Source organism: Mesorhizobium sp. WSM4848, from assembly GCF_055811375.1.
Window position 1 is genome coordinate 1 of the sequence record NZ_JBVVPX010000035.1, and the last position, 12,635, is coordinate 12,635.

The following is a 12,635-nucleotide window of genomic DNA, read 5'->3' on the forward strand; positions in this document are numbered from 1 at the left end:
GCGGGCCCGCCCCCCCCCCCCCCCCTCCGGGGGGCCCCCCCCCCCCCCCGGGGGGGGGGGGGGGGGGCCCCCCCCCCCCCCCGGAGAGGGGGCTTTCGTAGGGCGCGGTTCCCCCTCTCCGTCTCGGCTTCGCCGAGCCACCTCTCCCCCACTCTCGTGGGGGCGAGGAACCCAAGCTGGAATGATGCCGCGATCCTCCGCTGTTCTGCCGGACATCTCCGCCTTTGAGGGGAGATTGGCAGTGGCTTCGCCGACGGCCTCAGGACTGTCCGCCACCGCCGGCCGACAAAAAAGCCCGCGAAGCTTGCGGTTCGCGGGCCTTACTATCTTCGAATGTTGATGCCGATCAGCTCTTCAGCGCGGCATTGCACAAGCTGTAGAAGCCGCCACCGTTCTGGATCCATTTGAGGCCACCCAGCGTCCCGGCCCCCTTGTTGGCGTGGTACTGGTCGCGGCAGGTGTACATGCGGGCCTTGGCCGGAGTTTCGCTGCTATATTTGTCCGAGATCGCCTTCGGCAACGTCACTCCCTGGGGAGCGGTGACGGTCGGCTTTTTCGGCTGGCTGGTGAGGCTTGCCTGATCGGCTGCCGGCTTGGTGTCGTCGTCGAAAGCACTGGGACCGCACTGGCTCATGCGGAAGTCGTTCCACTTCATGCCGTTCAGCGTGTTGGCGGTCTTGGCCGCCCGATATTTGGCGCCGCACTCTGCCCTGCTGAGGCCGCTGCCTGCGTTGGCAGTTGCCGCTGCCTTGGTCGTCGCTGCGGCGGCGGGATCGGTAGTTGCAGCGCTGGTGCTGTCTTCCTTGGCTGGCGTGGCGTCGGTTGCGGCGGCAACGGTGCCGCATTCTGCCTTGCGGAACTGGTTCCAGTTCTGCCCGCCAAGTGTTCCCGCGTCCTTTGCCGCGTTATACTTGGTGCTGCATTCAGCCATGGTCAGCGCATTGGCGGGCGCTGCCAGGAATAAAGTCACGACGGCAAGACCCGTCAAAGTGGCCAGTCGATGGATGAGCATGGTCTTCTCCCTCTGATGTTCACGTTATGTACCAAACAAGCAATAGCACTCAACGAATGGTTGCGCCAGAGGCCAAATGGCGTAAAACCCGTCGGAAAGTGCATTATTTTGGATGAACTCGTTGCCAACTCCTGCCCGCCAGGCAATTGCCAGGGCGCACATGCACGGAAAACTTGTATAGAGCGGACCACTCTCCAGGAACTGCCTCGCATGACGGGGCGAGCGGGTCGGCCAGTGCGGCGGACCTGACTGCCCGGTCCAGAGCAACACGACGCGGGGGTTCCGAATTCAATGCCTATCGACTGGCACATGAAAGAATCCAGATGCGGTCCGAAGTTCCTGAACGCTGTGCTGCAACCAGGGTAGGCAAAATCAAAGCACTGACGTGGCACAAAACACACAAGACAACAGTTTTCTAAGGATTGGTGCCCTATAATCATGAATTGTGATGATAGGGCTCGGACCAATTTATGGCATGACGTGCCGGCAATGAATCATCGGAAAGCTGACTAGCATGGCAGGAAGTTATTTCGGAACGGACGGCATTCGCGGGCGCGCCAACAGGTTTCCAATGACGGCGGAGGTCGCCATGAGGGTCGGCATGGCCGCCGGCCTTTCGTTCCAGCGCGGCAACCACCGTCACCGCGTCGTGCTCGGCAAGGACACCAGACTTTCCGGCTACATGATCGAGAATGCGATGGTGTCGGGCCTGTGCGCCGCCGGCATGGACGTGTTCCTGCTCGGCCCGATCCCGACGCCCGCGGTCGCCATGCTGGTGCGCTCATTGCGCGCCGACATCGGCGTGATGATCTCGGCCTCGCACAATCCTTACTACGACAACGGCATCAAGCTGTTCGGCCCCGATGGCTACAAGCTCTCCGACGAGATCGAGGAGCGCATCGAGGGGATGCTCGACAAGGATATCGACCTGGCGCTCGCCGATTCGGACGGGCTCGGCCGCGCCAAACGTGTCGACGGCGTCCATGATCGCTACATCGAATTTGCCAAACGCACGCTGCCCCGGTCGATGTCGCTGTCGGGCCTCCGCATCGTCGTCGATTGCGCCAACGGCGCTGCCTACAAGGTGGCGCCCGAGGCGCTGTGGGAACTCGGCGCCGAGGTTGTCGCCATCAACGTTGAGCCCAACGGCTTCAACATCAACAAGGAGTGCGGCTCGACCCATCCGGCCGGCCTGCAGAAGAAGGTGCACGAAGTGCGCGCCGATATCGGCATCGCGCTCGACGGCGATGCCGACCGCGTCGTCATCGTCGACGAGAACGGCGCGATCGTCGATGGCGACCAGATCATGGCGCTGATTGCCGAGTCCTGGCATCAGAGCGGACGGCTGGCCGGCGGTGGCGTCGTCTCAACGGTAATGTCCAATCTCGGCCTCGAACGCTTCCTCGGCGATATCAACCTGCAGTTGCATCGCACCAAGGTCGGCGACCGCTATGTCGTCGAGCACATGCGCGCGCACGGCCTGAATGTCGGCGGCGAACAGTCGGGCCACATCGTTCTGTCCGATTTTTCCACCACCGGCGACGGCCTCGTCTCGGCGCTCCAGGTGCTCGCCTGCATCAAGCGGCAGAACCGGCCGGTCAGCGAACTGTCGAAGAAGTTCGCGCCGGTGCCGCAATTGCTGAAGAACGTTCATATTTCCGGCGGCAAGCCGCTCGAGGAAGCCCTGGTCAAGGCGGCGATCGAAGATGGACGCCACCGCTTGGGCCAGGCTGGCCGCCTGGTCATCCGGCCGTCCGGTACGGAACCGCTCATCCGCGTCATGGCGGAAGGCGACGATCAGCAACTGGTCGAGGCCGTCGTCAACGACATTATTGGGGCCATTTCGGAAACCCGCAGCGCCGCCTGATCCCAGAGCTTTTGCCAGCTTGAAAAGCCCGCCTTCCGGCGGGCTTTTTTCGCTGGGTTGCACGCCATTCTCCGCAAAATGACGCGAAAATCCCGAAAGATTTAGAGAGTCATGGTTAAGCGATACGGTTAAACGGCGTTTAACTTTTCCAGTTCATTATCCACGACTGAAGCCAAACAGATTCGGACGCGTTCGCTGTGCCGAGGGTTCTCAGGGGTGACAAGCATGATCAATACAGCAAGAATGGCCGTCCTTGCCGCGCTGTTCGCGGGCGTGGCCGGACCAGTGTTCGCCGCCGACTTCGTCGAGCCGCCCGTGGTCGAGCCGGCCCCGCCGCTGCCCGTCTACGACCAGCCGGTCGAATATGGCGGCTGGTACGTTCGCGGCGACATCGACTACCACTGGTCGAAGTTCCGCGGCGCCGACTACATCACCTACGGCGACCCACCCGGCACCGGTCGCTTTGACAGCGGCAAGCTGGACGGCGCCTTCTCGGCCGGCGCCGGCGTCGGTTACCAGATCAACCGGCACTTCCGCACCGACCTGACCGCGGACTGGATGAGCAAATCCGATTTCCGTGGCTCGACCAGCGGTTTCTGCGGCATCAATCCCTGCACTTCGACCGACACGTCATCTTATACGGCGCTGCTGCTCCTAGCCAATGCCTATGTCGATATCGGCACCTGGTACGGCATCACGCCTTATGTCGGCGCCGGCATCGGCGGCGCCTGGGTCAAATGGGACAAGCTGCACAACACCATTGACGACGATACGTTTGAGCATAGCGGCGGCAAGGACTGGCGTTTTGCCTATGCGGCCATGGCGGGCGCATCCTACTGCCTGACTGATCGCGTCAAGCTCGATCTCGGCTACCGCTTCAGCCATATCGAAGGCGGCAAGATGTTCGATTACGCTTCAGACAGCAACGTCGGTCCCGGCTATGACAAGGGCATCAATGTGCACGAAGTGCGCGGCGGCCTGCGCTACCAGTTCGGAAACTCGGACTGCGTCCAGCCGGAGCCGATCGCCTACGAACCTGAACCGGTTTACACCAAGTAATCGCTTCGAGAGCAGGTCTGCGGACCGCCCGGCAAAAGCCGGGCGGTTTTTTTCGTGGTGGCGGCAACGCGTCAAAATCAATTCGCTAATGCCCTGTTATCCTTAACCGCCACTTAACCACTATGGTTAACAATGCCCTGAAACGGCGCATGCTATCGCGAATGGCGCCAAGTTCGGGAGCCGGGGATCATGACAGTCAAATCGCGCATAGCACTGGCGCTTGCAGCAATCGCCCTGACGCCGTTGTCGCAGGCGCTTGGCGCCGACTACGATCCGCCGATCTATGTCGACCAGGCGCCGGACTATGTCCCGGTCGAAGTCGGTTCGGGATGGTATCTGCGCGGCGATGTCTCCTATCTGGTGCAGAAGAGCTTCGACAATGAGGACTTCGCCTTCGCGCCAGCGAACTTCGACGAAGAAGAGGATCACATCTTCGCCAGCATCGGCTTCGGCTACCATTTCAACGATTATCTGCGCGCCGAACTCAATCTCGGCTATCTGCCCGGCAACGAGATCGGCGTCGGCTATGACGATACTGCGATCGTGGTGCTGCCGGCCACGGCGACCGTGGCATCAGCATCCCTGGAAAACTACGCGTTCTCGGGCATGCTCAACGGCTATGTGGATCTTGGCACATATGTCGGAATCACACCTTATCTCGGCGCCGGTATCGGTATCCTCCGAAGCAAACGCAGCCTCTCGGCGAGCTACTTCACCGACAACGCCGATCCCACCGACGATTTCGTCCTGAATGACAACAAGACCCAATACTCATTCGCCTACACGCTGAACGCCGGCCTAGCCTACCAAGTATCCAAGAACGTTTCAGTTGATCTGGGCTATCAATATTTTTCCGCACCCGACGCCGAATTTGCCGTCGCAAAGGATTTGGATTCCTACCAGATCGACAAAGGGATCAGCAATCACCAGATCAAGGTCGGGTTGCGCTACGATCTCTGGTAGGCACGGCGAAAGCCTCAAAATGGCAGCGGCGGGCTTCGGCCGCCGTTCGTGTTTCGAGGCCATGACATTCTCATCACAGGTGACCAGTATCCCGTCAGCGACAAAAACTTTCCTCTTGACGCCGGGAGCCTGAACGCATATCGCCGTCCGTGGGCCACCCCTCCCCAACGAGGGGCCACTATCTGGAAGGATAGACCACGATGACGATCCATACGAAGCCCGGACTGCGCCCGGCAAATCCCAATTTTTCCTCAGGTCCCTGTGCAAAACGCCCCGGCTGGTCGGCCGAGGCGCTGGCCAACGCCGCGCTCGGACGCTCGCACCGCGCCAAGATCGGCAAGACCAAGCTCGAACAGGCGATCGAGCTGACGCGGGAAATTCTCCAGGTTCCGGCAGATTATCGCATCGGCATCGTGCCGGCGTCGGACACCGGCGCGGTCGAGATGGCGCTGTGGTCGCTGCTCGGCGAACGCGGCGTCGACATGGTCGCCTGGGAGAGTTTCGGTTCCGGCTGGGTCACCGACGTGGTCAAGCAGCTGAAGCTCGCCGATGTGCGCAGGATCGAAGCCGGTTACGGCGCGCTGCCGGATCTGGCAAAAATCGACTTCGACCGCGACGTGGTCTTCACCTGGAACGGTACGACCTCGGGCGTGCGTGTGCCGAACGGCGATTTCATCCCGGCCGCCCGCAAGGGCCTGACCATCTGCGACGCCACGTCGGCGGCCTTTGCCCAAAAGCTCGATTTTGGCAAGCTCGACGTTGTCACCTTCTCCTGGCAGAAAGTGCTGGGCGGCGAAGGTGCGCATGGCATGCTGATCCTCAGCCCGCGCGCCGTCGAGCGGCTGGAAAGCTACAAGCCGGCCTGGCCGCTGCCGAAAATCTTCCGCCTCACCTCGGGCGGCAAGCTCATCGAGGGCATTTTCAAGGGCGAAACCATCAACACGCCGTCGATGCTGTGCGTCGAGGATTATCTCGACGCGCTGCGTTGGGTGAAGTCGATCGGCGGGCTCGACGCATTGATTGCCCGCGCGGACGCCAATGCCGCCATTATCGACGGTTTCGTCGATAAATCCGCATGGCTCGGCCATCTGGCCACCGATCCGGCGACGCGGTCGAACACGTCCGTCTGCCTTTCCTTCACCGACCCCGACGTCGCAGCGCTCGATGCCGACGGACAAGCGGCGTTCGCCAAGGCAATTGTCTCGGCGCTCGACAAGGAAGGCGTCGCCTACGATATCGGCGCCTATCGCGATGCGCCGCCGGGCCTGCGCATCTGGTGCGGCGCGACGGTCGAGACTTCCGATCTCGAAGCGCTGCTGCCGTGGCTCGACTGGGCCTTTGCTGCGCAAAAGGCATCGCTCAAGGCGGCCGCCTGATCCCTCCCCCTCGAGGGGAGGGTGGTCGCCTCCACCCAACTCAACGGTTCGCCTTCCAGATGAAAAGATTCGGCCGCGTCCGGCCGCAAGGACCCCACCCCGGCGCTTCGCGCCGACCCTCCCCTCAAGGGGGAGGGGCGCCAATCGCAAAGGATGAAGCCCATGCCCCGCGTTCTCGTCTCAGACAAACTCTCCCCCACCGCCGTGCAGATCTTCAGGGATCGCGGCGTCGAGGTCGACTACCTGCCCGACCTCGGCAAGGACAAGGAAAAGCTGCTCGAAGTGATCGGCCAGTATGACGGCCTCGCCATCCGTTCGGCGACCAAAGTCACCGAAAAGCTGATCAACGCCGCCACAAGGCTCAAGGTGGTCGGCCGCGCCGGCATCGGCGTCGACAATGTCGACATCCCGGCGGCGAGCCGCAAAGGCATCATCGTGATGAACACGCCGTTCGGCAATTCGATCACCACCGCCGAGCATGCCGTCGCCATGATCTTCGCATTGGCCCGCCAGATACCGGAAGCCAATGCCTCGACCCATGCCGGCAAATGGGAAAAGAACCGCTTCATGGGCATCGAGATCACCAGCAAGACACTGGGCATCATCGGCTGCGGCAACATCGGCTCGATCGTGGCCACGCGCGGCGTCGGCCTGAAGATGCACGTCATCGCCTTCGATCCGTTCCTGTCGGATAGCCGCGCCGAGGAACTCGGCGTCGAGAAGGTCGAGCTCGACGAGCTGTTCGCCCGCGCCGATTTCATCACCCTGCACACGCCACTGACCGACAAGACGCGCAACATCATCGACGCTGGCGCGATCGCCAAAATGAAGACCGGCGTGCGCATCATCAACTGCGCGCGTGGTGGGCTGATCATCGAGGCCGACCTGATCGCGGCGCTGAAAAGCGGCAAGGTGGCAGGCGTCGGCATCGATGTGTTCGAGGTCGAACCGGCGGAGCAGAACGAACTGTTCGGCATGGAGAATGTTGTGGTGACGCCGCATCTCGGCGCGTCGACGATGGAGGCGCAGGAGAATGTCGCCTTGCATGTCGCCGAGCAGATGTCCGACTACCTGATCAAGGGCGCCGTTTCCAACGCCATCAACATGCCGTCGATCACCGCCGAAGAGGCGCCGCGCCTGAAGCCTTTCGTCAAGCTGGCAGAAGTGCTCGGCGCCTTTGTCGGCCAGGTCACCGAGGATCCGATCAAGGAGGTCGAGATTCTGTTCGACGGCTCGACCGCGACGATGAACACGCGCGCGCTGATCAGCGCCACGCTTGCCGGGCTTATCCGGCCGCAGGTCTCCGACGTCAACATGGTCTCGGCGCCGATCATGGTTAAGGAGCGCGGCATCATCGTCGCCGAGGTCAAGCGCGACAAATCCGGCGTGTTCGACGGCTATATCAAGCTGACGGTCAAGACCGAGCACAAGACGCGTTCGATCGCCGGCACCTGCTTCTCGGACGGCAAGCCGCGCTTCATCCAGATCAAGGGTATCAACCTCGACGCCGAGGTCGGCCAGCACATGCTGTACACGACGAATGCCGACGCGCCCGGCATCATCGGCCTGCTCGGCACGGTCTGCGGCGAGAACGGCGTCAACATCGCCAACTTCCAGCTCGGCCGCAACCGGCCTGGCGGCGATGCCATTGCGCTGCTCTATCTCGATGCGCCGTTTCCGGAGAAGGTGCTGGAACAGGTGCGGGCGCACAAGTCGATCGACTCCGCCAAGCGGCTGCATTTCGAGGTCGGCGTCGCCTGAATCATGCGCGAGCGCCTCGCTGGCTTTGTAAGCCCACGGGGCATTTCGTCAATGGCGTCGAAATATCGACATAAAGCGCGTCGCGTTTGACCGGCCGCATGCGACGCGCTTTAGGTTGTTTTGTTTTATGCATGTCGTTTATCGCAAAACCGCCGCACACTTTTGCGCGACATGCAGTAGTTCTTTCACGGCCCGTCACAGGATCGGGCTGTCAAATCGCCATTTTACGTCCGCTGTATTCGGCCAGGCTGATGCCGCCGAGCACCAGCACGAGGGCCACGCCCTGATAGAGCTGGAATGTTTCACCGACGATCAGCACCGACAGCAGCGTGCCGAAGATCGGCACCAGGTTGATGAACAGGCCGGCCCGGTTGGCGCCGATCAGTTCGTTGCCCCTGATATAAAAGATCTGCGAGACGACCGAAGCGCCGATCGCAGTGTAGAACGCTATCGCCCAGCCGCGCGCATCGGGGACGATGACCTTGCCTGCAGCCACCTCCCACAGGAAGAAAGGCAGCGAAGTCACCAGTGCGGCAATCGACAGCGCCAGCATCAGGCTTTGCCAGCGTATGGCCGGCTTCAGCCGCAATGCGACCGAGTAGAAGCTGTAGCAAAGCACCGCGATCAGCATGATGGCGTCACCGAAGTTGAGATCCAGCTTGAGAAGCTGGCGCAGATCGCCGTGGCTGGCGGTCAGGGCGACGCCGATGATCGTCAGCACGACACCGGCGATCTGCACCCGGTTCACACGCAGGCGAAACAGCACGAAATTGGCGAGAATGATCACGATCGGTATCGCCGCCTGCTCGATCGAGACGTTGATCGCCGTCGTGTAGTTGAGCGCCGTGTAGAAGATCGCGTTGAAAAAGGTGAAGCCGCAAGCGCCGAGCCCGCCAAGCAGCAACCAATGCCTGCGCACCACCGGCCAGTCCTCGCACAGCGTTCGCCAGCCGATCGGCAGCATGATCAGAACGGCCAGACCCCAGCGCAGGAAGACCAGCGTCATCGGCGAAATATGGTCGACTGCGAGCTTGCCGGCCACGGAGTTGCCGCCCCACAGCAAGGTGGTGAACAGCAGGAACAGATAGGCGGCTCGATGCATCGCGAAATTCCGGCCGGGCTGGGCAGGCGAAGGGTCATTGCCGACCTAAAGCGCGTCGCGTCTGAACGGAGCATATGCGACGCGCTTTAGGTTCTTGTTTTTATGCAGGTCGTTATCGTAAAACCGCTGCGCACCCCCGGTTCAAGACCGAGGGCATGCTTTTGCGCGACATGCATTATTGTGGTGGTTCGCCCAAGTAAATGATGTCAAAGGCGAAAATTGTTGTGCCTGAGGGCGCTTTCGGCGGCAAAGAATGGTCGCGCTCGCCGGGTCTTGACGTTATAGAACGACGTACGTCCACCTGGACGCACAAAGTACGCGTCTCAAGGCTTTGAACGTTCGCGTCGTGCTTTCCGAAAATCGATTCCGATTTTCTGGCCGATGCGATAGAAGCCTGTCGTTTCGAACCATTCAAGCCGCTCGGAGCGGCACCTCAAGGGAAAAGAAGCATGGCCAATGTGGTGGTCGTCGGCTCGCAATGGGGCGACGAGGGCAAAGGCAAGATCGTTGACTGGCTGTCGGAACGCGCCGACGTCGTCGTGCGCTTCCAGGGCGGCCATAATGCCGGCCATACGCTGGTCGTCGACGGCAAGGTCTACAAGCTGTCGCTGCTGCCGTCCGGCGTGGTGCGGCAAGGCAAGCTGTCCATCATCGGCAACGGCGTCGTCTTCGATCCGCATGCCTTCGTCGCGGAAGTGGCGAAATTGAAGGGGCAAGGCGTCGAGGTGACGCCGGAGCGCCTGAAAATAGCCGAAAACACCGCGCTTATCCTGTCCTTGCACCGGGAGCTGGACGGATTCCGCGAAGACGCCGCCTCCAATTCCGGAACAAAAATCGGCACGACCCGTCGCGGCATCGGCCCCGCTTATGAGGATAAGGTGGGCCGGCGCGCGGTCAGGGTGATGGATTTGGCGGATTTGGAAACGCTGCCCTTGAAGGTCGACAGGCTGCTGACACATCACAATGCTCTGCGCCGCGGGCTCGGCCACGCCGAAGTCACGCATGATGCGATCATGAATGAGCTGATTTCGGTCGCCGACGAGATCCTGCCCTATATGGACCGCGTCTGGAAGATCCTCGACGACAAGCGCCGCGCCGGCGAACGCATCCTGTTCGAGGGCGCGCAGGGCACGCTGCTCGACATCGACCACGGCACCTATCCGTTCGTCACCTCGTCCAACACGGTGGCCGGTCAAGCGGCCGCTGGATCCGGCGTCGGCCCGGGTGCCATCGGTTATGTGCTCGGCATCACCAAGGCCTATACGACGCGTGTCGGCGAAGGTCCGTTCCCGACCGAACAGAAGAACGAGATCGGCGAGTTCCTGGGCACGCGCGGCCACGAGTTCGGCGTCGTCACCGGCCGCAAGCGCCGCTGCGGCTGGTTCGATGCCGTGCTGGTTCGCCAAGCCGTTGCCGTAAACGGCATCAAGGGCATCGCCCTGACCAAGCTCGACGTGCTCGACGGGCTGGACGAGATCAAGGTCTGCACCGGCTACCGCCTTGATGGCGAGGCGATCGACTATCTGCCGGCCAGCCAGGGTGCGCAGGCGCGCGTCGAACCGGTCTACGAGACGCTGGAGGGCTGGAAAGGCACCAGCGCCGGCGCCAGAAGCTGGAACGATCTGCCGGCCCAGGCAGTCAAATATGTCCGTCACATCGAGGAATTGATCGGCGCGCCGGTCGCACTCCTTTCCACCAGCCCTGAACGGGACGACACAATACTTGTGACCGATCCGTTTCAAGACTAGATTCCAAGCTGTTCCGGGCATCGCGGCCGATTTGCGGGGGCCGGCCCAGAAACGAAATGCAGGTCGACTGAAGCATGGCAGATTTTGTTGGTGCTCTGAAAAAGACGCTCGACGGCCTTGGCAATCCGACGCCGGAGATACGCGCCAGGGTCTATGACAAGGCCCGTTCGACAATCGCGGACAAGCTTGCGAAGAACATACCGCCGCTGGCGCCGTCGGTCGTTGCCCAGCATAAGCGCACCCTGGAAGATGCCATCGCCAGCGTCGAGCGGGGCTACGCCAAGCCTGCGCCGGCATCCGATCCGCTGTCGGAGCTGGAAGACATCTTCTCCTCCATCGACCGCAACAAGAACCAACCCAGCCATGTCCGGCAGCCGGCAAAGGCCGAGCCGGAATGGCAACCGGCAAAGACCGAGCCGGCATGGCAGCCGGCACCTGCCGCCCAAGCCGCGCCGAACTGGCAAAAACCGCCATCCGCTGCTTCTCCTCCGGAGCACATCGATTCGGTGCCTTCGGACGCGGATCTTCCAGCTGGGTACGAGAACAGCGATAGCTTTAGAGACGATGTCTTCCCCAACGACGAGGAGCCAGCGCCGGACACTTTTCAGCGTCAGCGTCCTGCCGAGCGCAGGCGCAGCTATGGCGCGCTGATCGCCGCTGTCGTCGCTTTGCTGGTCATCGCCGGCGGCGGCTACGGCATCTGGCTGAACAAGGACGCGTTCAGCAACATGCTGGGTCTCAACAGCACGACGGTCGCAACCGTAGAACCGCTGGTGAAGCGGAGCCCGGCCGAGCGGCCGGCTGACGATGCCGCGGCAAGGCCCCCGGCCGCAGCGGCTCCAGCCGATGCCGAGGGCACAAAGTTCACCCAGCGGCTGACACCTGAGGGCGGTGAGGTCGATCCCGGCCCCGCTTCAGGACAAAGCGGCATCGGAGAGGGCGAATCCGTCGCAGCACTGACCACGCCGCCACCGACCGCACCTGCGCCTGCAGCGCCTGCCGGTACGCCAGCCACGAATGTGCCCGCACCGGGTGCGGCCCCCGCAACACCGCCAGCCGACGGCGCCACGCCGGCGCCGGCGGCGCCGACCGAGAGCGCAGCCGTCCCGGCAGCGCCGGCCCCCGGTGTCGCTCCGGCCGCGCCGACAACCGCGCCTGCGGAAGCCGCGCTGGCGGTCGGCCAAAAGGCGATCTTCTACGAAGAGCGCACCAGCACCGCGCAAGGCTCGGCTGAGCCCGGCAGCATCGTCTGGTCGCTGGTGCAGGAATCGCCCGGCGGCAATCTGCCGCCCGAGCCGGCAATCCGCGCCGAGGCGAGCATTCCGGGTAAGGACGTGCAGTTGCGCATGACCATCCGCCGCAACACCGACCAGACGCTGCCGGCCAGCCACATCATCGAGATGATTTTCCTGACGCCCGATGGTTTCGACGGCGGCGGTGTCGACAACATCCTGCGCGTCGCCATGAAGGGCTCTGAACAGGATGCCGGCAGTCCGCTGATCGGCATCCCGGCCAAGATCGCCGATGGCTTCTTCCTGGTCGCTCTCAACGACACAAAGGCGGACGAAGACGCCAATCTGACCCTGCTCCGGGGCCAAAAATGGATCGACGTGCCGGTCGTCTACAAGACCGGACGGCGGGCGCTGCTCACCATGGAAAAGGGCATTCCCGGCGAGAAGGTGTTCGATGAGGCGCTGAAGGCCTGGCAAACAAAAGAGGCGGGCTAAGGCGGCTCACCGCCCTCCTT

Annotated in this window: 9 protein-coding genes; 7 read left to right on the top strand and 2 right to left on the bottom strand. The window is 62.4% G+C overall.

The window, feature by feature from the left end:
• Positions 1 to 346 precede the first annotated feature (346 nt).
• Entirely contained in the window at positions 347 to 1,012 is a 666-nt protein-coding gene (locus AC0L16_RS26080) for a hypothetical protein (RefSeq protein WP_473624151.1), read from the bottom strand.
• Positions 1,013 to 1,526: 514 nt separating this feature from the next.
• Here AC0L16_RS26080 and glmM point away from each other — a divergent pair.
• The 5 genes from glmM (at position 1,527) to serA (ending at position 8,038) form a co-directional block, all read left to right on the top strand.
• Positions 1,527 to 2,879: a phosphoglucosamine mutase gene (gene glmM / locus AC0L16_RS26085; RefSeq protein WP_473624152.1), complete on the top strand. Its 1,353-nt coding sequence runs from the start codon at positions 1,527 to 1,529 to the stop codon at positions 2,877 to 2,879.
• Positions 2,880 to 3,104: 225 nt separating this feature from the next.
• The gene (locus AC0L16_RS26090) at positions 3,105 to 3,938 is read left to right on the top strand and encodes an outer membrane protein (RefSeq protein ID WP_473624154.1); all 834 of its coding nucleotides are present in this window, start codon (positions 3,105 to 3,107) and stop codon (positions 3,936 to 3,938) included.
• Between the two features lie 189 nt (positions 3,939 to 4,127).
• Positions 4,128 to 4,901 carry an outer membrane protein gene (locus AC0L16_RS26095; protein ID WP_473624156.1) on the top strand — a complete coding sequence of 258 codons (774 nt, stop codon included), beginning with the start codon at positions 4,128 to 4,130 and terminating at the stop codon, positions 4,899 to 4,901.
• Between the two features lie 200 nt (positions 4,902 to 5,101).
• The gene (locus tag AC0L16_RS26100; protein ID WP_473624158.1) at positions 5,102 to 6,277 is read left to right on the top strand and encodes a phosphoserine transaminase; all 1,176 of its coding nucleotides are present in this window, start codon (positions 5,102 to 5,104) and stop codon (positions 6,275 to 6,277) included.
• 162 nt (positions 6,278 to 6,439) lie between these two features.
• Positions 6,440 to 8,038, top strand: a complete 1,599-nt coding sequence (serA, locus tag AC0L16_RS26105) for a phosphoglycerate dehydrogenase (RefSeq protein ID WP_473624160.1) — start codon at positions 6,440 to 6,442, stop codon at positions 8,036 to 8,038.
• A gap of 211 nt (positions 8,039 to 8,249) precedes the next feature.
• Here the strand turns inward: serA and AC0L16_RS26110 are convergent, their stop codons facing one another.
• Positions 8,250 to 9,140: a DMT family transporter gene (locus AC0L16_RS26110; protein WP_473624161.1), complete on the bottom strand. Its 891-nt coding sequence runs from the start codon at positions 9,138 to 9,140 to the stop codon at positions 8,250 to 8,252.
• 449 nt (positions 9,141 to 9,589) lie between these two features.
• Between AC0L16_RS26110 and AC0L16_RS26115 the strand changes: the two genes are divergently transcribed.
• Together AC0L16_RS26115 and AC0L16_RS26120 are read left to right on the top strand one after the other, a co-directional pair.
• A complete protein-coding gene (locus tag AC0L16_RS26115) occupies positions 9,590 to 10,888 on the top strand; it encodes an adenylosuccinate synthase (protein ID WP_473624162.1) in 1,299 nt (432 codons plus the stop codon).
• A gap of 74 nt (positions 10,889 to 10,962) precedes the next feature.
• Positions 10,963 to 12,615: a hypothetical protein gene (locus AC0L16_RS26120; RefSeq protein WP_473624163.1), complete on the top strand. Its 1,653-nt coding sequence runs from the start codon at positions 10,963 to 10,965 to the stop codon at positions 12,613 to 12,615.
• The last annotated feature ends 20 nt before the right edge of the window (positions 12,616 to 12,635 follow it).

Excerpts from the sequence above, each read along its gene's own strand:
- AC0L16_RS26080 (WP_473624151.1), bottom strand. The coding sequence starts at position 1,012 with ATGCTCATCCATCGACTGGCCACTTTGACGGGTCTTGCCGTCGTGACT.
- glmM (WP_473624152.1), top strand. The coding sequence starts at position 1,527 with ATGGCAGGAAGTTATTTCGGAACGGACGGCATTCGCGGGCGCGCCAAC.
- AC0L16_RS26090 (WP_473624154.1), top strand. The coding sequence starts at position 3,105 with ATGATCAATACAGCAAGAATGGCCGTCCTTGCCGCGCTGTTCGCGGGC.
- AC0L16_RS26095 (WP_473624156.1), top strand. The coding sequence starts at position 4,128 with ATGACAGTCAAATCGCGCATAGCACTGGCGCTTGCAGCAATCGCCCTG.
- AC0L16_RS26100 (WP_473624158.1), top strand. The coding sequence starts at position 5,102 with ATGACGATCCATACGAAGCCCGGACTGCGCCCGGCAAATCCCAATTTT.
- serA (WP_473624160.1), top strand. The coding sequence starts at position 6,440 with ATGCCCCGCGTTCTCGTCTCAGACAAACTCTCCCCCACCGCCGTGCAG.
- AC0L16_RS26110 (WP_473624161.1), bottom strand. The coding sequence starts at position 9,140 with ATGCATCGAGCCGCCTATCTGTTCCTGCTGTTCACCACCTTGCTGTGG.
- AC0L16_RS26115 (WP_473624162.1), top strand. The coding sequence starts at position 9,590 with ATGGCCAATGTGGTGGTCGTCGGCTCGCAATGGGGCGACGAGGGCAAA.
- AC0L16_RS26120 (WP_473624163.1), top strand. The coding sequence starts at position 10,963 with ATGGCAGATTTTGTTGGTGCTCTGAAAAAGACGCTCGACGGCCTTGGC.